The following is a 19170-nucleotide window of genomic DNA, read 5'->3' as shown; positions in this document are numbered from 1 at the left end:
TATGCGTTCAATCCTGCTTGCCGCCGTGTTTGCGGTCGGAGTTGCCGGTTGCAGCAACCCGGTCCCGTCTTTTATCGTGGCGCCACAAATTTTCTGGAATCAGTCCAATCAACTGACCAATACTGCTTTTGCCCTGAATGTACAGGACAACAGACCAACCAACGGTACACTGGTGATGCGTGATGGTGACTCAGTCAAGTCTTACCCGACCACCAATGATTTAACCGGGCAGCTGCAGCAAACGCTGAGCAGTGCACTGACCCAACAAGGTGCCCGTATTTCTGGCAATGAACCTGTCATTGTCACCTTACAAATTAATCAGCTGGAAGCCAATGCAGAGCTAAAAACCGTCGAACACGTGGTGAAAAACAGTGTGGAACTGACGCTGCTAATCGAACGTGAAGCCGGTTCATTTAACAAAAGCTATAGCGGTAAAAGCAGTTTCTCTGGTCCGTTTAAGCTCGATACCGCTGTGGCTGAGCGAGAATTACGGGTGCTGACTGAGCAAGTGCTTGGCAATATGTTGCGCGATCCAAGCTGGCAGGATTTCCTGAGGAACTAACAGATGAAACTTTTTTTTGCAGCCATACTGCTGCTCATCAGTGCACCGGTGCTTGCTACCGGTGAGCATCTGCAAAAAGACAACCTGTTCCCGCGGGTCAAACTGGTGACCACCGAAGGCGACATCGTCATCGAGCTGGATCGGATGAAAGCGGCGCTGACGGTAAATAACTTCCTGACTTACGTTGATAAAAAGATGTATGACGGCACCGTTTTTCACCGGCTGGAACCAAACTTTGTGCTGCAGGGCGGTGGCTATGATCGCGAGTATATTGCGATCAAAAGCATCAAAGAGATCCCGAATGAATCCGGCAATGGCCTGAAAAACATTCAGTTCAGTGTCGCGATGGCGCACCAGGAAAAAGGCCCGCATACGGGTTCAAACCAGTTTTTTATTAACCTGAACGAGAATACTAGCTTAAATCCGGGCAAGACCTGGGGCTATGCCGTTTTTGGCAATGTCGTCGAAGGTTTTGAGACGCTGGAAAAAATCAAACTGTTGGAAACGGGTCTGAACGAGAAACTTGGCTGGGAAAATGTACCGAAAAAACCAGTCGTCATCGCCCGCGCAATATTACTTCCTGCTAAATAATACCGTCTATACTTGCCCAAGACACAGTGCTGCTGCGGCAGCACTGTGCTGATAAGCCCATCACGGGCTTGTTGTGGTTAACCAAAGTGGCTGTTGCCACCTTTGTTAAACAGGGTGTAGTTATGTTAGATGCATTTCTGGAGCAAAAATCTAAACAGCTGGTGTTTTATCTGGCACGTTATCTGCGCGGTCAGCTACCACACCAGGAGATGCATTTGTTTATCTGGGATACGCTGGAAGAATGGGCCCAACTGAAGATCAGCAATAAAACCCCGCAATCTTTCCGTGAAATGGTATTTTGGCATTTGGTCTACCAGCTGGAACTCTGCTCTGAATCTGATTTAAAAACTGACCGGCGCCTGCGCCGTGAACTGCACCAGTGCATGGGATATTTGCTAGGTAAAACGCAGGTGCACGCCGACTTTGTCGGCATCAGACCTTAAACACCACTTTGCTTTGACCGGTCCGCTTTGTTAAGGTGGCGGCTTTGTGACTGTACCGCGCTGGAGCAATGCCGGATGTCTGAAGTAGTGCGCCCCGCGCCGGGCTGGTTAACCGCAATCCGGGTCTATCGCGACCCCCGTCTTTTGTTTATTTTCCTGTTGGGCTGTTCGTCCGGATATCCTTGGGTGCTGATTAGCAGTGCGATGACTGGCTGGCTGAAAGACGCTGATTTGTCCCGCGCAGCGATTAGTTACTTTGGTTCTGTCACCGCCGTCTATGCGATCAATTTCCTTTGGGCACCGTTACTCGACCGGGTGCGGGTCCCTTATCTGTATCAACGTCTGGGGCAACGCCGCAGTTGGATTTTGTTGTTACAGCTGTGGATCGTGCTGTTCACTGTCGGGATTGCACTGACCAACCCTGCAGCCAGCCTGCTCTGGACATCCCTGCTGGCGCTGGCCATCGCCGCTGCTGCGGCCAGTATGGACGTCGCGATAGATGGCTACCGGATTGATATTATTGGTCAGGACCCATTGAAATTGCCAACCGCAGCTGCGATGGGAGTGGCCGGTTGGTGGACAGGTTATTCTTTACCCGGCTATCTCGCCTTTCATTATGCCGACCGCTTTGGCTGGTCAGTGGTTTATCTCGGGCTGGCATTATTGCTGGCCATGCTTGCCCTGGGCACGCTGTGGGTGCGTGAACCTGAATCTAACCGTGATTTACTGCAGCAAAAAGCGGCAGAACGCTACCAAAACAGCCAGACGCATCCTGCACTGCTCTGGCTGCAGGTTACTGTCATAGAGCCTTTCGCCGAATTTATCCGCCGCAATGGCCTGAAAGTCTCGGTCTGTCTGATTGTATTTATCCTGACGTTTAAACTCGGCGAGTCGTTTCTCGGCCGGATGTCGATCCAATTCTATCGGGAAGTGGGGTTTAGCAACAAGCAGATCGCCGAGTATTCCAAACTGATTGGCTGGGGCGCCACGGTCTTTTTTACACTGCTCGGCAGCTTACTGAATACGCGGTTCGGCGTGTTCAAAGGCCTGGTGATTGGCGGGATCGCGATGGCAGCCAGTAATCTGATGTTCGCATGGTTGGCAAAAGTGGGCCCGGATGAACAGATCCTGTTTTGGACCATTATCCTGGATAACTTCACCACCGCGTTTTCGATTGTCGCCTTTGTTTCGTTTTTATCCGCCTTTACCGGCGTTGCTTTTTCCGCCAGTCAATATGCACTTCTGGCCTCAGTCGGTAATTTCGGGCGCACCTCGATGGCTGCATTTGGTGGCAGTCTGGTTGACTGGCTGGACGGCGACTGGTCGATGTTTTTCCTGTTAACGTCGCTGATGGTGATCCCTGCGCTGGGTTTGCTTTGGTATATCATGTATCTGCTTCGGCAGCGTGGACAGCAGATCTGACCGCCGGAAAAGCGATAACTACCAAGTCATTGTATTTTCGAAAGCCACTTGCAGAGCAAGGACTGTTTATCCGGCGGACGCCAACAAATTAGCGGTTACGTAGTCCCGGGCTCATTGTACCGTGCGCCCTGTAGATAAAAAAAAGCCGCAATCTGCGGCTTTGTATCTCTCAGACGACTCAGTCCTTAAGGCTGAGTCACCTGCCGTAATCCTTCCGCTGGGTCCACTTCCAATGCCTGGCAATACCGGACAAATTCCACGACATCTAAACGACGTTCCTGATTTTCTACCTTACCTATAAAAGAATGTGGTGTGCCCAGTACTTCAGACAGGCTGCGCATGGTGTGTCCCTTATCCTGGCGCTGGCGTTTCAGCCACAAACACAATCTTTTATTCTCGTCAGAAATGACGCTTTTGGTACCTTTCATAACTAAATAGTCTCCCAGCGTTGAACGCTTTTTTTATGTAAAACACTTCCTGCCGAATAAAAATCCAAACCTTATTGGTGTCCCAATAAGCAATAAAAATCGGTTCATTAAACCATAGGATGCGACGAGCGTATAGTTACAACAGTTAAAATTTGTCTGGGCGGTAAGCGCATAATAAAAATAATGTGATTTATTTTTAAATATCAAAGCGTTAATACAAAACAGACCAAGTTTAACCGCAATAAAGCCACATATTTCGCATGGTAAATATTAGTAATTAGTAATATTTTTGTTATCAAACCAGCTGCATTCTATTATAAGTCTCTGGCAGATGTAACGTTTGGTGAAAAAATCGGCGGGAAAAACGGGGAGGACAGACCAGCCAGCAACACGCTAGCTGGTGATTTGGACCATTAAACTGAGAAACTGGAACCACATCCACATGTTGTCGTGGCATTTGGGTTTTGTACGGTGAAGCGGCTGCCCTGTAAGCCATCGGTATAATCAACGACACCGCCCATCAGATATTGCAGGCTCATTGGGTCAACGACCATGGTCACGCCATTTTTGTCGATGGTTAAATCACCGTCATTTACTTTTTCATCAAAAGTGAAACCGTACTGGAAACCAGAGCAACCACCGCCAGTGACATAAACCCGCAGTTTTAATGCCGGATTTTCTTCGTCGGTAATTAATGCCAGCACTTTATTGGCGGCAGCGTCGGTAAACTGAATAGGCATCTGGATTTCTGACATAACGACTCCTGACGGGACAGAAAATGGTGTCGAATTATCTAATACCTGAGCATTTTAATCAAGTATTTCACTTTGGCCATCCCAGGCCACTTCTTTTTTCAGCAACACAGTGCTCTCCCCCTGACCAGAGTTGCTGGTCAGACGGATCTCGAGTTTTTCGGCGGTAAAACCTGCCGGCAACACAAAGTCACCTTCAACCGCCCGAAAGTTCTTAATCAACAACCGTTTAGCTTTAGTATTAAAACCTGCCAGTTTTAATACATCTACTTCCACTATTTTTTTCTTACGCTTTCCTTTAAGTTTGATTTCAATCTGAGCCCGACTTTGCTTTTTCTGCTTATTTTGCTCAATCAACAGCAAGCTGAACTGATAGCGGCCAACAGCACTGCCTTGTTGTAAGCGGAAACTGTCGATCACCAGCGTGCCGCTCTCGGGTACCGGCGCGACAATTTTCTGGTATACCGCTAACTCTTTTTTCAAATCAAACAGTTTCTGCTGATGATCTTTGATGTCTTGCTGTAATAACAAATTGGTGTTTCTCTCGACCGCCAATTCTGTACTAAGAAAATCACGCTGACGCAAAGCTTCAGCCCGCGCCGTATCAACCTGTTGCAGTTGCAGACCTTGTTGTTGCAAAGCCAGGCTCTGTTGCGCTTGCGTTTGCAGTAAGTGCCAGTTCCCCAAGCCCCACCCCAGCAGCAACGCCAGCAAAATCGCAGGCACAAACCACCAGTGTTGGCGGAACCAAAGAACAGCAACTTGATTGAATCGAAGTTTCATCAGCAGACTCAACATGTTATCTTTCGACTTTCAGCATCTTAGCCTGGTACTTTACCATGAATCGTGTGAAACAGTGGTTACCGCCGCTGCGCCGCCGCCTGGCATTGCCAGTAACTTCATTACAACTATGTTTACTAGGCGCACTTGGCGGGCTGGTTGCCGCGTTACTCATCGTGTTGTTTCGCCTGGCAATTATGGCCATTCAGAGCATTTACCTGACCCACAGTGACGATTTTACCAGCCTCAGTCTGCAACATCGTGCTGCGCTGCCATTTATAGCCGCTGCGGTGATCACGCTGATTGGGCTGGTGATTGGGCTGAAGCATTACCGGCTTGGGATCCCTTTTGTCATCCACAGGATTAAACTGAAATATGGTCTGATGCCCTGGCGAAACACCCTGCAGCAGTTTTTTGGTGGTGTTGCCGCGCTGAGTGCCGGCTTTTCGGTTGGACGGGAAGGTCCATCAGTCCACCTCGGTGCTTTTGGTGCCAGCATGTTTGGGAAATATCTGCGCCTGCCTTATAACAGCATCCGTATTCTGGCCGGCTGTGGTATTGCCGCAGGGATCTCCGCGTCATTTAACACCCCACTAGCAGCGGTCATTTTTGTCATGGAAGTGGTGCTGCGGGAATACCGTATTCATGTCTTTGTACCCATTATGCTCGCTTCGACGATGGGCGCCCTGGTGACACAGGCTTTTTTTGGTACTGGCAACGATTTGCACACCCTGACCATGGCGACTCTGAGCAACTGGCATTTACCGTATTTGCTGCTGGCTGGTGTCGCGATGGGCGTGGTCGCAACTTTCTTTAATCAAAGTCTGATGCTGACGATGAGAACCTTTCAACGCTGGCATCTTGGTTTTCGTCTGCTGCTGGCAGCTTTATTGACTGCCGCAATAGGCAGTTTGATCCCACAGGCACTTGGTGCTGAAACTGGTGCCATCCACTATGCAGTGTCTGCGCCAAATGAGCTGTTGCTGCTTTTTGCCATTTTTGTTGGCAAAATTCTGTTGACGGTGATTGCGTTGGGTCTGGGCGTGCCCGGCGGGATTGTCGGCCCGGTATTTGGGATTGGCATCGTGATGGGCACCATTCTGGCTTTTGTGCCATCGTTGTTCAGTGGTGATCATAGTGCTGTCGGCACCTATGCATTACTTGGCATGGCTGGCATGATGGCCGCAACCCTGCACGCCCCGCTGGCAGCGTTGGTGGCCGTGATGGAACTGGCGTCGAATCCACAGTTGGTGGTTCCGTCAATCTTGGTGATCACCGCTTCTTATGTCACTGCCGTACAGTTTTTCCATACTAAATCGATTTTTCTGCAACAGCTCGATTTCCTGCAACTGCCCTACAAACTGGCGCCGGCCGACGATGTGCTGCAAAAGGTCGGCGTGCTCGCCATGTTACAACAAAATTATTTGCTGCTGGATAATCCGTCTGATGCGCAAGTAATCCAGGCTTTAGACAGTGCTGAGCCACAACAGCAGGTATTGGTCCGGCGCCAATACGCGGTCGACCAGCAATTTGAATTGGCGGCTTATGATGTCAGCTTGTCGATGTCCGGCGAAAGCGCGCTGCGTTTTATCCCGGTTGGCGCGGTCAGTCACCAGGCCACGATGGCTGAAGTCTTTGCAGAAATTGGCGACCAGCGTGAAGGTGCGGTGCTGGTCTACGATGATGACGCCCCGGATCAGCCGCTCGGTCTTGTCAGTTGGGAGCAAGTGCGCGCACTATTGATGCGGCAAAATAATTTGTTATAAATCAAAACCAAGCGGCAAAAACTGTGCATAATGCCGACAAAAAAAGGGGCCCTGATGAGCTGGTTATTAATCTATAAAGCACTGCATATCGCCTTTATGGTGGCATGGTTTGCCGGCATTTTTTATCTGCCGCGGCTATTTGTTTATCACGCACAAACGGCGTCGCCTGAGGTGGACGCACAATTTAAGGTGATGGAGCGGCGGTTATTATATTTCGTCACGCCTTTTGCTGTGTTAACCGCGGTGTTTGGTCTGCTGCTGATGCATAGCTATGGCACAGCCTGGTTTGCCGCCAGCCATTGGCTGCACCTGAAACTCGTGCTGGTCGCTTTTTTGTATGGTTATCATGGCTACTGTTTTAAATTGGTCGCGGACTTTAAACACAACCGCAACCAGCGCAGTGCGCGCTTCTATCGCTTTTTTAATGAAACACCAGTGCTGATCTTATTTGCGGTGGTGATCCTGGCCGTAGCCAAACCGTTTTAGTACTGGGTTTGTCGCGTCGCTTTGATTATAATGTCGTGCAGTTTGCGGACCGGTTTTGCTGACACCGTGCCGCCGTCTGTCACTCCCAGTTTATAGGCCCCGAGCATGAACTTCAAAGGTCAACATATTCTGTCGGTCAAGCAATTTGATCGCGACAGTATTTCGCACGTCTTTCGTATCGCCCGTTCGATGGAACCTTATGCCCTGCGGCAGAAACGAACCCGCGTATTGGACGGCGCCATTCTGGGTAATCTGTTTTTTGAACCCAGCACCCGCACCCGGGTCAGTTTTGGTTGCGCCTTTAACCTGCTCGGTGGCGAAGTCCGCGAAACCACCGGCATTCAGTCGTCCGCCTTGTCAAAAGGTGAATCGTTATATGATACGGCGCGGATGATCAGCAGTTACAGCGACGTCATCGCGATGCGACATCCGCAGGCCGGCAGCGTGGCTGAGTTTGCTGAAGGTAGCCGGGTTCCCGTGTTAAATGGTGGTGACGGCGCCAATGAACATCCGACTCAGGCCTTGTTAGATTTATTCACCATTGAGCGTGAGTTGGCCGCTTCGCAGCAAAGTGTCGAAGGCATGCATATCGCGATGATCGGCGATCTGAAATTTGGCCGGACCGTACATTCACTGTCGAAGTTGCTGTGTCTGTACAAAAACATTCAATTCACTTTGATCGCACCAAATGAACTGGCGATGCCGGATGAAATTGTCTCAGCGATTGAAAATGCCGGGCATAAAGTGCGTATCACCGATCAGCTGGCCGGTAATATTGACGCCGATATTGTGTACCAAACCCGTATTCAGGAAGAGCGTTTCCCGTCACAGGAAGAAGCCAACAAATACCGTGGCAAGTTCCGGCTCAATCAGGAGATTTACACCAAACACTGTAAATCCAACACGGTGATCATGCATCCGCTGCCGCGCGATTCGCGGCTGGAAGCCAATGAGCTCGACAATGATCTGAATATGAACCCGAATCTGGCCATCTTCCGCCAGGCCGACAATGGCATGCTGGTGCGGATGGCGTTATTTGCACTGACACTCGGCGTTGAAGATTTGATCCATAAATACGAATGCGAAGTGCCGTGGTACAGCGCCAAACACAAATAACAGCTCTGGAATTCTGCAATGACTTTATCTGAACAACTGTTCGAACGTGCGCAACATACCATCCCAGGCGGCGTCAATTCGCCGGTCCGCGCCTTTAAAAGCGTAGGCGGCACGCCGGTATTTATCGACCGCGCCGATGGCGCTTATCTCTATGATGTCGATGGCAAACGTTATATCGACTACGTCGGCTCGTGGGGGCCCATGTTACTGGGGCACAACCATCCGGCAATCCGCTCAGCGGTGATCACAGCTGCGGAAAAAGGCCTGAGTTTTGGCGCGCCCTGCCCGGCCGAAATTGATATGGCCGAGCTGGTCAGTAAGCTGGTGCCGTCGATGGAAATGCTGCGGATGGTCAGCTCCGGTACCGAAGCGACCATGAGCGCGATCCGGCTGGCCCGCGGTTACACCGGGCGCAATACCATTGTCAAATTTGAAGGCTGTTACCATGGCCACGCAGACTCGCTGCTGGTCAAGGCCGGTTCTGGCGCCCTGACTTTAGGCGTACCGAATTCACCGGGCGTACCGGCAGATTTTGCTAAATATACGCTGACATCTGAATTCAACAATTTGGCGCAATTACAGACCTTATTTGCAGAACATGGTAGCGATATCGCATGTATTATCGTCGAACCTGTTGCCGGCAATATGAACTGTATCCCGCCACAGCCTGGCTTTTTACAAGGCCTGCGCGAACTCTGTGACCAATATGGCAGCGTGCTGATTTTTGATGAAGTGATGACAGGCTTTCGCGTCGCATTAGGCGGGGCTCAAGCCTATTATGGCGTGCAACCAGATTTGACGACGCTGGGCAAAATCATCGGCGGCGGCATGCCGGTTGGCGCTTTTGGCGGTAAAAAAGCCATTATGCAGCATATCGCGCCGTTAGGCCCGGTCTATCAGGCCGGCACTTTATCCGGTAATCCGATCGCCATGGCTGCCGGCTTGGCCGCACTAACGGCTATTAGTCAGCCCGGAGTGTACGAGGCATTAACTGCGAAAACGACTATGTTGCTGCAAGGTCTGCAGCAAGCGGCCGATGCCGCCGGTGTGCCATTTTGCACCAACCAGGTTGGCGGCATGTTCGGCATGTTCTTCACCGACCAGGCTGAAGTCAGCAGTTATCAGCAAGCAACAAAGTGTAACATCGATGCGTTTAAGCGCTTTTTCCACCTGATGCTACAGCAAGGGATTTATCTGGCACCGTCAGCTTATGAAGCGGGCTTTTTGTCACTGGCTCACTCGGACAGCGATTTGGCCGCAACTATCGACGCAGCTAAACGCAGTTTCGCTGCGCTGTAATTGAACTCACTGCAACGGCTGTGGTTGTAACCAGACCACATCCGTTTCAGGTTCACGCGTCAGTTGCAGAAATAGCTGTTCATGCTCCAGCTGGCCATATAATCCGGTGACCTGCAACAATTCCGGTGACTGCACCCGTTCGCTTTGCATCTGGCCCCAAGGTGCAAGCCAGAGCCGCCCCTCGGTATCAAGCCAATACAAGCCATTGCTGGTCGTCGTCCAGCTGTTGCCATTGAGCTGGCGCCAGTTCAACCGCCATGGCAACAGCTGCTGTTTGCCATTGTCCGGCCACACCCGCAACATACGGCCATCTTGCTGTAAAACCAGCAAACTCTGGTCTGGTGCACAGCGCACATCAATGCTGTCGGCTAATAATTCAATCGGTATTTGTTGCTGATTCATCGTCTTGAGTTGCCACTGCTGGTGACCGAACTCGGCCCAAAACCATTGATTGTGGCACACGGCAAAATGACGTAGCTGGCGATCCTGAAACAGCACCGGAGTCAGTGCGCCATCACTGAGCGACACGACAAAAAGCTGTTGGTCAATCACAGCATGCAACTCTGCCCCGGCCCATAACAATTGGGTAATTTGGCGCCATTGCGTAAAACGCGTCAACTGACTGACTTTTGTGCCGTCAAACCACCAAATCTGCGGTAAACCGGAGCGCTCCGATACCAGGGCAGCTTGTGCCGCATTCCAGCTCAGTAGCTGGTCAGTTTTATTACTGCTCAACCAGGGCGACGCAGACAATAAAGTGGAGGTTCGACCGCTGGTGGCTGGCTGCAATGGCAACAGATCGGCGCTATCCCGCGGGATCTGTGTCGCTAACAAGCGATCGGCCACCCGTTGCTGATCAACAAAAGCACCACTGGCCAGTTGTAGTGGAATAAGCTGCGATTGTTCTGTTGAAAAAATAAATGAGCCTGCAGGGCTGGATAACAACAGGCGTTTATCATCCCATGCTGACAAGGTATGAAACGCATAAGGAAAGTCAGCTACTTTTTGTAACGCTGCGGTATTAAGGTTAAACCGGTACAGACTGGTATTGAAGTCATCCTGTTGCAACAGCACCCATACTTGTTTGCGTTCTAACAACGCCGCAACAGGACGGCGGTAAGCAGGTGCAAAGGTTTGCTGCAACTCTGCTTTTTGACCGTTATAGCGCCATAATTGCGACGCGCCGCTTTCGCTATGCTGGTCCAGCCAGACCAGCTCATCGCCTTGTGCTGCGAGTCCCTGCTGCATGAACTGCCTGCATGGCAGCCACGCCTCAGCCTCGACGTCGAGCCGCTCTGGCATGATGCGGAAAATACTACATTTATCCTGTTGTTTCGCTTGAAACACCAGTTGGCCACCGAACCATTGTGCGGCACCTAAACTGCTGAACTGCTGGACCTGCAATTGCTTGCGATGGTTACTGAGATGATGGGCTATCCAGCGCCACTGCTGTTCCGCCGTTTGCTGTTGGTAGTAGACGGTCTCATGATCAAGGCTTAGCAACGGTTTTTGCTCGCGTCCGGCCATCGCACTGATGGTGACTTGTTGGGTAAAACTGGGGATGAAGTTCGTTTTACCAAAAAACAGCAACAGACTAATCACCAGTGCGCTGACGGCACAGACAAAAAATGCCGACAACAATCCCAGTCGCCGTTGTTTTTCCCGGCGCCGGCGCAACTGAGCGCTCACGGCTGCGTCCGCGCTAACAGGGCTATCCGGCTCAGTTGCCAGAGTGGCCGCGGCCGGTGTCTTTAGTTTTAATGCCACTTTGTCAGGCACAACCGTCGGCGCAATCTGCAGTGGTGCGACCCAGCGATAGCCGCGTTTAGATAAGGTTTCGATGTAAGTCGCTGGTTTTGCCGTGTCTTGCAGGATTTTTCGCAGCACACCGATGGCACGCATTAAGGCGGCATCAGTGCCTTCAGCATCTCCCCAGACCGCGTCCAGCAAATCAGATTTGGCGTGGATTAGATCGGGACGCTGTAGGAAATAATTCAGTAATTCGTGTAAGCGAGGCTCAAGCACGATGGTGTGAGCGTTGTCTGAGGAAGTAGTGTCTGATGCCGGAGCAGCCGGATCCGCTGGATCCGTAATACGCCAAAGCGTTCCTGTCCCCGGACTATATTTCCAGCAACCAAAACATAAAGTGGTATCGGCCAACTGCATGCAACACCCCCCGCCATCAGATAGCGGGGAGTATACATGAGTTTGTTTCTAACGCAGCTTACGCTTTGGCGTACAATGCTGCTTAAACATCTAAAAAATATTGGGATTTTATTGGTTACGTAGATCACCCGTAATAATGCAGTATGGCCACTCAGCACAAGTTGATTCGGGACTTGGTGGTGGTAGCTGTGGTGAGCCCTGCTCGACAGGATCGTTTGGCTCTGGTTCTACCGCTAAAGCCACACCTGTAAAACCAATAGTAACTAACGCACATAGCACAACCAGACAAGATTTCTTCATTTTATACAGCTCCCAGTTTAAGTGATTTATGCAAACGACTGGGGGCATCATGAAAGAGGCTGTGCGCAAATATATAAGCGTTTTTAGATAAATCTCTGATAAATTTCAGCGCGACAGGATTAATTCGGCAATGTCCACATCTCCTTTTTTGCCATCATCCTGAAAAATAAACTTCTCATCCAGACTGACAAAAAAACGCCGACCCAACAATTTTTGCTCTACTCCGGTGCTTTCCGTTTGCCTACTGGCAAGATTAAAACGGTAGATCTTAACATCTGCGTTGTTACTCGGCGCCGAGTAATAAATCGCTTTTTTCCGCAGAATGATTCTCGGAGATAAAAAGTCCATCTTAGGAAAATTATCTAACTTAATCACTTCACCACTTTGCCGCATGACCAGCTCATAGGAATCGTCGCCAATATTACTACGCAATACATAGGCTTCGTCCGGAGATTCAAGGTAATAATCCCATTTATCACTAAACATCTCAGCGTTCTCACTGGTTAATTCCTTGCGCATAATTTGCCAACGCCCGTTATGTGACAATTTATAATAAATCGTCTGGCTATTGGCTCCCCAAGTAGGCTCTCTGCCATATTGTTCCGGAGTTGTAATGGCGATTGGTTCCTGATCCGGTTGTAAAAGCCAGATTGTCGCATTTACCAGCACTAACAGCTTCTCTCCATCTGGCGAGAACTCGAGTACCTTGGGGTACATTTGCCCACTGAATCGGCTAATTTGTTTCTGCCGGCCATCAGGGTAATATAACCAAACCTGCTGATTGCCCGACCGATTGGAGAGCACTGCTGCTGGTCCACCAGGCTGCGGATTCAGTTCAATCAACCCCTCTGTGCGAGTTGCAAAATCAATGGTCTCAAGGCTTGGTACCGGATTTTCCAACACATTATTCACTTTACGGATACTACTTTGCCAGAAACGACCAATACTGGAAAAAATTCGGTTGTCTGTACCAACAAACACATCATGTGGTGACGCATCCGTATGGGCGACGATACTGACTGCATTTGACTTCAAATCAATTAATGACAACGTATTGGTACCGGAAGGGAAAATGATGCCACTACCATCGATAGTCCACGCGACATGTGCGGGGTAATTATCATCAGGCTGGTAAACTAACCGGCTGGACCGACTGGTCAGATCAAGCACCCATATTTGACCGGCACTGCCTGCCGCATCCCGCAGAAACACAATTTTGGAACCATCAGGTGAATAGCGTGCCGCAAAATCTCCCAGACTGGTTTGAGGCGGCATCGTAATTTGTTCTGCCAAACCGCCATTTACAGGCAGCAACATCAATGCAATGCCGTCAGTTCCGGTGCGCCAATCCGGATACACAATATACTTGCCGTCAGGCGACCAACTCATCCGGGCGCCCATACTTTTTGCCCCGCACTTGGTCAACAGCTCATCTGAGAGCACACTCTTATCAGCAGTATTCAAACTAAGGCGGCGGATCTCACAAAAACTATTACGCTGCAGATACTGATATACGATTGAGTTTCCATCTGGAGACCAGATGGGACCTCGGATACCACCTTTTGAGCTTACTTTGACTTGTTTCTTTTCCAACGACTTCAAATCTTGAATGATGAGTGTACTGTCCGAATCAAAATCCAAAGAATGCGAATACACCAAATACCTGCCATCCTTCGACACATCCGGATACAGCTCCAACCCATCCATACTGGATAAAGGCTCAAAACGGCCAAACGGCACTTGCGGGTCTAGTTGGCTTTGTTGCCAGTATTGCCAGCCGCTGATAGCGAGCACGCAGCATAAAAATGTACCGGCCAGCAGCCACCAGTGACGGTGGTGTTTGCGTTCCTGTTGCTGGATAGCCTGCTGTTCTTCGATGTGGTGGTTGGCAGGTTCGTCATTCCCAGAGGTTAAAATTACTTCCGCGACCGGAGCGATAAAACGAAAACCCCGCTTCGGGATAGTTTCGATATAACGCGGCTCGCGGCTGTCGTCACCAAGCGCCACCCGCAATACCCGGATCACACGAGAGATACGACCGTCTGATACATCCCGCACGCCCCAGACATCACTGAGTAATTCGTCACGGGTAACCAGTCGGCCGGCGTTGACCAGAAAATAATTCAGCGCCTTTTGGCACAAGTTGTCGAGACTGGCCGTTTCACTGATTTCGCCCGCGTCATCTATTTTGACTAATTTGTCTTGTTGGGGCAGATACCACCAATCACCGACTTTTAGGTGTTGTTCTGGTTTGGCTGACATATGCTGCTCATTTCCTGTTAACAATTAATCGCAGGTATTGCTAAGCGGCATTTCAACTGAAATAACCGGTAATAACAATACATTAACGCATGATTCTGCCACTACCCGACCTGATAATTTTGAAATAAATTGTTTACGGATCTTGTCCGGCACCGCGCGGAACAGTGAATTTGGCGGCATCCTGGCAAAGTAGCCACTAAATACCGGCAAGGCACCGCTGCCACCGGTCAGGCCAATGGCCTGGTTATCATCGCGGCCCAACCAGACCACAATCGCCGTTTCATGATCAAAACCGCTAAACCAACTGTCCCGATAATCACTGGAAGTACCGGTTTTCCCGGCAAAACGCACGCGTGGAAATTGCTGCGCTAATGCACCAGCGGTACCATTTTGGGTCGCCTGATTTAATGCATATTGCAGAAGGTACAAGGGTTCCTGCGCGACACGTTGTTCAGACAGGGCTTTGCGTTGATGTAAGACCTGGCCATTCTGCGTCGTGATAGCGCTGACCGCAGCCAGCGGCAGATATAAACCTTTATTCGCCATCGTCTGGTACAACTGCGCCACCTCATACGGGCTTAATTCGACCGCCCCCAACAGCGATGATGGTTGTAACTGTACGTCCCGTTCCAGTCCTAACTTACGCAAGTTGCCGGCCAGCACCGGCAAACCAAGCTGCATCCCCAGCCGCACCGTTGGGATATTCAGCGATTGACTCAGGGCTGTGACCATCGGCACAGGGCCGCGGAATTTTTTGTCATAGTTTTGTGGTTGCCAGCTGCGGCTGCCACTACGCAGGTTCAGCGGCGAATCCTGCAACACTGACCCGAGATGAAACTGCTGTGGTTGTTGCAAGGCGCCAAGATAAACCACAGGTTTGACGATACTGCCGATTTGCCGGCGCGCGGACAGCGCGCGGTTATAGCCGGCATATTGCATTTGGCGGCCGCCGATGATGGCTTTTAGTGCACCACGCTGGTAATCAGTGACCAGCATAGCGCCTTCGATTTTGTCATTCAGCTGACTCAAACGCGCAGCCATCGCCTGCTCCGCCGCATGCTGGGCCATCGGGTCGAGGTAAGTAAATACCCGCAACCCTTGTTGCAGCTTGGATGTATCAGGCACCAGTTGGCGCAGTTCCTGGCGGACTTTGTCGATATAGGCCGGGAAACGGCCTTTTAAATGCTGACCGAGTGGGATCACATCCAACGGCTGTTGCTTGGCAGCATTATGCTGATCGTGATTCAGGATGCCGTGTTCGGCCATTAAATCCAGGATCAAATCGCGCCGGCTCAGCGCGCGGTCGGCATAACGCCGTGGGTCGTACACCGAAGGGCCTTTGATAATGCCGACTAACATAGCGTATTCGTGTGGTTTTAGTTCCGCCAATGGCTTGCCAAAATACAGCCGGCTGCCTAAACCCAGACCATGCACTGGATTGTCTTTAAACTGACCGATAAAAATCTCATTTAAATAGGCTTCAAGGATTTGGTCTTTGCTGTAGCGAAAATCCAGCACCAGTGCGATCAGCGCTTCATTTACTTTGCGCAAATAAGTGCGTTGCTGATTGGTATACATATTTTTTGCCAGCTGCTGGGTCAGTGTCGAACCGCCCTGCACCGTGCGTCCGGCCAGCAGGTTTTGCCAGAAGGCACGGATAATCGACAACGGTGACACGCCGTGATGGTTATAAAACTCACGGTCTTCGACCAGTAACAAAGTTTCACGCAGCGGCACTGGGACATCAGCCAGCCGGATCAGCTCGCGATCTTCTTGCTCAGCCGCGACCAGATGTTGCAACAGCTGCGGTTCCAGTCGGGCTTTTTGCAGGGATTTATCGCCTGAGGACAAGCGCTGAACAAAGTCACCGGCAAATTCGACGCTGAAGGTACGCGCGCCATCGGCGCCGTCCGGGAATTCAAAAGCCCGCCGCACCACAGTGACGGTCGTACCACTGACATGATATTGCCCAGGGCCATTTAAGCGTGGATCAGCGCTGTATTGCAGTCTGGAAAGTTCATCCAGAAACTGTACCTGACTCAGGTGACTACCAGGCGCCAATTCCAGCGTACGGCCATACAACTGTGCCGGCACCTGCCATTTATGTCCGGAAAATAACGTGGTGATTTTACTGTCGAGGTAAATCAAATAAATCGAGATGGCTGCCAGTAACAGCAAACTGACCTTCAGGCCAAACAGCAGCACACTGCGTAGCAGCGGGTTCATTGGTGATTTTTTTGCGGGTTTACGTTTTGCAGTCATCGGTCTGTCGCTTTGTTAGCCATCGCTTTTTTGGTTTTGTTGGTCGGTTCCGCGTCGGCCGGGTCGTCTGGCCAATAATGTTTCGGATAACGACCGCGCATTTCCTTTTTCACGTCCTGATAAGCATTTTGCCAGAAACTGGCCAGATCGCGGGTGACCTGTAACGGCTGTTTCGCCGGGGATAATAAAGTGATGGTCACCGCCACAGCGCCTTGTCCAACGGTCGGCGTGGTCAGTTGGCCAAACATTTCCTGTAACCGGATCGCCAACTGCACTTCGCCATCAGCCTGATAAAACAGCGCAACATAAGTGCCTAACACTGAACGCCAGCTGGCTGGCAATAACGCATCTAATTGCTGTTGTTGGGCATAATCCAGCTGATAACGCAGGATCTGCGCAAGGTCGAGCTGTTGTAGCTGCGCCAGGCTGCGTACATCGGCCAGATAAGGCCCGAGCCACTCGCCGATGCTGTTGGCAAGTATCTCATCGGATAGCTCCGGCCAACCGGCAGCAGGTTGTAACTGCCGCGCTAAGGCCAACCGGTGCTGCAGTTGCCGTGCGGCGTCGCTCCAGGGCAGGCAAGCAAGGCCTTTTTTCTGCAGATAGTCCAGCCAGGCGCCACGCCGGTCGTCGCCGCTGATTTGCTGACTGCCGTTCTGCCGTTTTAACACCAAAGCGCCGAGGCGCAGCTGCTTTTCCGCGCTGAAACGACCGCTTTGTTCATCAAATTCAAGCCGCGCCTGCCAGTGCAAATCAGCCTGCCAGCTTTGCAGCAGTTCATCTAATGACCAGCGGGCAGCCACACTGATCACCGCTTGCTGCTGCCATAAGCGTAAATCGGCCACCACCAATACTGCCGAACCCTGCAGCGCATCATCCGCTGGCAGACTTGCGCCGGTCCCATTCGCCAGCAGATAACCCTGACCGCGTAACTGGGCAATGCGGTCAGGATAGGCGCGGCTTAATAATTCGGCGGTCAGCTCCAGTGGCTGGTTATTGCTGTGGCGACTATGCATCAGTTGCAGTAATTGTTGATATTGTTGCCGCGCCGGCTCCGATTGCAGCCGCAGCTGACTACTCAGCTCGGTTTGCATAAAACGCCGGGTCTGTTCCAGCTGTGTCGCGATGGTCGCGGCCAGACTGATGGCTCCGGTTTGTCCTTGTTGCTCCAGCGTCCGTGCATAGAGCAGCATCGCTGCCAGCCGCGGTTCAACCGGCAGCGCCAGCATCTGTTTGCCTTTGCTGGTCAGCATTCCCTTGTCGTCTAATGCGCCGAGCAGTTGCAGACATTGCTCCGCCGCGCGCAGTTGTTTTTCCGGCGGCGCGTCCAGCCAGAACAAATCGCTGACTTTGGCGCCCCAGCCGGCGATATCCAGCCGCAACGCCAACAAATCAGCCTGTAAAATATCCGGAATGGTTTGGGCGCGACGGCGTTGCCACTTTTCCGCCGTGTCCAGCCGATAACAGACGCCGGGCATTAAACGCCCGGCACGACCGGCACGTTGCGTCGCGGCCGCCTGACTGATTTGAATGGTTTCCAGTTTGCTAAAACCCAGTCGGGTTTCAAATACCGCAGCCCGGGCTTGTCCTGAATCGATCACCACACTGATGCCGTCAATGGTCAGACTGGTCTCGGCGATGTTGGTGGCCAGAACCACTTTACGTTGCCCGGCGGGTGGCGCAGCGATCGCCGCCTGTTGTTCAGTCAGCGTCAGGCTGCCGATCAGTGCATGCACCACCACAGTTGCGTCTTGCAATTTGGCGCGCAGATATTCGGCACATTGGTCGATTTCACGTTGTCCCGGTAAAAATACCAGTAGATTACCGCTATGCTTGGCCAGTGCCTGCAACACCAGCGCAGCGCATTGCAGGGCAACCGGTTCGTTATTTGGCGCCTGATAGCAGACTTCCACCGGAAAACTGCGGCCATGGCTTTCTAACAGTGGCGCCTGCAATTGCTGACAAAGTTTGCCGGTGTCGAGTGTGGCCGACATCAGCAACATTTTCAGTGTCTCGTTCAGCTGCTGCACTTCCAGCGCCAGTGCCAACGCCAGATCAGTTTGCAGGCTGCGTTCATGAAACTCGTCAAAAATCAGCAGATCGACGCCATCGAGCAACGGATCTGCCAACATTTTGCGGATCAGCACGCCTTCGGTCACCACCAGCAAACGGGTGGCAGCAGATTGTTTCTGTTCAAGCCGGATTTGATAACCGACCGTCTGGCCAACCGCTTCACCCAATTGCTGCGCCAGATAAGCAGCGATACTTTTGGCGGCAAGCCGGCGCGGTTCCAGCATGATGATTTTTTTATTAGCAAAAGCAGGATGTTGCAGCAGAAACAGTGGCAGATAAGTTGATTTGCCGGCTCCGGGTGGCGCGGTCAGAACCACCACAGGCTGCTGTTCCAGCTGCAGCACCAGCTCAGGCAAAATATCGGCAACCGGCAAGGCTGCAGCAGAGAGCGGCGTCATGGCAGTCCGTGTCAGTAAGAAAAATGCTGGCTGCGATGCTGCGCGGGCAGCTTCGCAGCCATTT

General features: G+C 51.4%; 15 protein-coding genes. 8 read left to right on the top strand and 7 right to left on the bottom strand.

Annotation, left to right across the window (positions count from 1 at the left end; all coding sequences use genetic code 11):
* Position 1: 1 nt before the first annotated feature.
* The 4 genes from ACQ66Q_RS13810 (at position 2) to ACQ66Q_RS13795 (ending at position 3018) form a co-directional block, all read left to right on the top strand.
* Positions 2–562, top strand: a complete 561-nt coding sequence (locus tag ACQ66Q_RS13810) for a YajG family lipoprotein (protein WP_377243771.1) — start codon at positions 2–4, stop codon at positions 560–562.
* Between the two features lie 3 nt (positions 563–565).
* Complete coding sequence (locus ACQ66Q_RS13805) at positions 566–1153, top strand: peptidylprolyl isomerase (RefSeq protein ID WP_430457339.1); 588 nt, start codon at positions 566–568, stop codon at positions 1151–1153.
* A gap of 122 nt (positions 1154–1275) precedes the next feature.
* Complete coding sequence (locus tag ACQ66Q_RS13800) at positions 1276–1596, top strand: hypothetical protein (protein WP_430457338.1); 321 nt, start codon at positions 1276–1278, stop codon at positions 1594–1596.
* 75 nt (positions 1597–1671) lie between these two features.
* On the top strand, positions 1672–3018 hold the full coding sequence (locus tag ACQ66Q_RS13795) for an AmpG family muropeptide MFS transporter (RefSeq protein ID WP_430457337.1): 1347 nt from the start codon (positions 1672–1674) through the stop codon (positions 3016–3018).
* 185 nt (positions 3019–3203) lie between these two features.
* On the opposite strand, the gene ACQ66Q_RS13790 is transcribed toward ACQ66Q_RS13795, so the two are convergent.
* The 3 genes from ACQ66Q_RS13790 to ACQ66Q_RS13780 form a co-directional block, all read right to left on the bottom strand.
* Entirely contained in the window at positions 3204–3446 is a 243-nt protein-coding gene (locus ACQ66Q_RS13790; protein ID WP_031567660.1) for a helix-turn-helix domain-containing protein, read from the bottom strand.
* 413 nt (positions 3447–3859) lie between these two features.
* Entirely contained in the window at positions 3860–4201 is a 342-nt protein-coding gene (erpA, locus tag ACQ66Q_RS13785) for an iron-sulfur cluster insertion protein ErpA (protein ID WP_208931687.1), read from the bottom strand.
* A 54-nt stretch (positions 4202–4255) separates the two neighbouring features.
* A complete protein-coding gene (locus tag ACQ66Q_RS13780; protein ID WP_430457336.1) occupies positions 4256–4981 on the bottom strand; it encodes a DUF6776 family protein in 726 nt (241 codons plus the stop codon).
* Between the two features lie 56 nt (positions 4982–5037).
* Here ACQ66Q_RS13780 and ACQ66Q_RS13775 point away from each other — a divergent pair, with 56 nt between their 5' ends.
* From ACQ66Q_RS13775 to hemL, 4 genes are all read left to right on the top strand, one after another.
* Positions 5038–6744 (top strand): chloride channel protein, encoded by a 1707-nt coding sequence (locus ACQ66Q_RS13775; RefSeq protein ID WP_430457335.1) that lies wholly within the window; start codon positions 5038–5040, stop codon positions 6742–6744.
* A 54-nt stretch (positions 6745–6798) separates the two neighbouring features.
* Positions 6799–7230 carry a CopD family protein gene (locus ACQ66Q_RS13770; protein ID WP_430457334.1) on the top strand — a complete coding sequence of 144 codons (432 nt, stop codon included), beginning with the start codon at positions 6799–6801 and terminating at the stop codon, positions 7228–7230.
* Between the two features lie 105 nt (positions 7231–7335).
* Positions 7336–8346 (top strand): aspartate carbamoyltransferase, encoded by a 1011-nt coding sequence (locus ACQ66Q_RS13765; RefSeq protein WP_430457333.1) that lies wholly within the window; start codon positions 7336–7338, stop codon positions 8344–8346.
* An 18-nt stretch (positions 8347–8364) separates the two neighbouring features.
* Positions 8365–9645: a glutamate-1-semialdehyde 2,1-aminomutase gene (gene hemL / locus ACQ66Q_RS13760; RefSeq protein WP_430457332.1), complete on the top strand. Its 1281-nt coding sequence runs from the start codon at positions 8365–8367 to the stop codon at positions 9643–9645.
* A gap of 6 nt (positions 9646–9651) precedes the next feature.
* Here the strand turns inward: hemL and ACQ66Q_RS13755 are convergent, their stop codons facing one another.
* The 4 genes from ACQ66Q_RS13755 to hrpB all read right to left on the bottom strand — a co-directional run bounded on the left by ACQ66Q_RS13755 (position 9652) and on the right by hrpB (position 19106).
* Positions 9652–11811 carry a winged helix-turn-helix domain-containing protein gene (locus ACQ66Q_RS13755; RefSeq protein WP_430457331.1) on the bottom strand — a complete coding sequence of 720 codons (2160 nt, stop codon included), beginning with the start codon at positions 11809–11811 and terminating at the stop codon, positions 9652–9654.
* Between the two features lie 405 nt (positions 11812–12216).
* A complete protein-coding gene (locus tag ACQ66Q_RS13750; RefSeq protein ID WP_430457330.1) occupies positions 12217–14253 on the bottom strand; it encodes a winged helix-turn-helix domain-containing protein in 2037 nt (678 codons plus the stop codon).
* Positions 14254–14397: 144 nt separating this feature from the next.
* On the bottom strand, positions 14398–16635 hold the full coding sequence (gene mrcB, locus ACQ66Q_RS13745; RefSeq protein WP_430457329.1) for a penicillin-binding protein 1B: 2238 nt from the start codon (positions 16633–16635) through the stop codon (positions 14398–14400).
* Positions 16632–19106: an ATP-dependent helicase HrpB gene (gene hrpB / locus ACQ66Q_RS13740; protein ID WP_430457328.1), complete on the bottom strand. Its 2475-nt coding sequence runs from the start codon at positions 19104–19106 to the stop codon at positions 16632–16634. The genes mrcB and hrpB overlap by 4 nt, the downstream gene beginning before the upstream one ends.
* Between the last annotated feature and the right edge of the window lie 64 nt (positions 19107–19170).

The sequence above is a fragment of the Rheinheimera sp. genome, assembly GCF_965283995.1.
Classification (GTDB): Bacteria; Pseudomonadota; Gammaproteobacteria; order Enterobacterales; family Alteromonadaceae; genus Pararheinheimera.
This window is presented reverse-complemented; position numbering and strand designations above follow the sequence as displayed.

What these genes read in the sequence shown, in the direction of transcription:
- ACQ66Q_RS13810 (WP_377243771.1), top strand. Translation starts at nt 2, where the DNA reads ATGCGTTCAATCCTGCTTGCCGCCGTGTTTGCGGTCGGAGTTGCCGGT.
- ACQ66Q_RS13770 (WP_430457334.1), top strand. Translation starts at nt 6,799, where the DNA reads ATGAGCTGGTTATTAATCTATAAAGCACTGCATATCGCCTTTATGGTG.
- ACQ66Q_RS13800 (WP_430457338.1), top strand. Translation starts at nt 1,276, where the DNA reads ATGTTAGATGCATTTCTGGAGCAAAAATCTAAACAGCTGGTGTTTTAT.
- ACQ66Q_RS13790 (WP_031567660.1), bottom strand. Translation starts at nt 3,446, where the DNA reads ATGAAAGGTACCAAAAGCGTCATTTCTGACGAGAATAAAAGATTGTGT.
- mrcB (WP_430457329.1), bottom strand. Translation starts at nt 16,635, where the DNA reads ATGACTGCAAAACGTAAACCCGCAAAAAAATCACCAATGAACCCGCTG.
- ACQ66Q_RS13765 (WP_430457333.1), top strand. Translation starts at nt 7,336, where the DNA reads ATGAACTTCAAAGGTCAACATATTCTGTCGGTCAAGCAATTTGATCGC.
- hrpB (WP_430457328.1), bottom strand. Translation starts at nt 19,106, where the DNA reads ATGACGCCGCTCTCTGCTGCAGCCTTGCCGGTTGCCGATATTTTGCCT.
- ACQ66Q_RS13780 (WP_430457336.1), bottom strand. Translation starts at nt 4,981, where the DNA reads ATGAAACTTCGATTCAATCAAGTTGCTGTTCTTTGGTTCCGCCAACAC.
- erpA (WP_208931687.1), bottom strand. Translation starts at nt 4,201, where the DNA reads ATGTCAGAAATCCAGATGCCTATTCAGTTTACCGACGCTGCCGCCAAT.
- ACQ66Q_RS13775 (WP_430457335.1), top strand. Translation starts at nt 5,038, where the DNA reads ATGAATCGTGTGAAACAGTGGTTACCGCCGCTGCGCCGCCGCCTGGCA.
- ACQ66Q_RS13805 (WP_430457339.1), top strand. Translation starts at nt 566, where the DNA reads ATGAAACTTTTTTTTGCAGCCATACTGCTGCTCATCAGTGCACCGGTG.
- ACQ66Q_RS13795 (WP_430457337.1), top strand. Translation starts at nt 1,672, where the DNA reads ATGTCTGAAGTAGTGCGCCCCGCGCCGGGCTGGTTAACCGCAATCCGG.
- ACQ66Q_RS13755 (WP_430457331.1), bottom strand. Translation starts at nt 11,811, where the DNA reads ATGCAGTTGGCCGATACCACTTTATGTTTTGGTTGCTGGAAATATAGT.
- hemL (WP_430457332.1), top strand. Translation starts at nt 8,365, where the DNA reads ATGACTTTATCTGAACAACTGTTCGAACGTGCGCAACATACCATCCCA.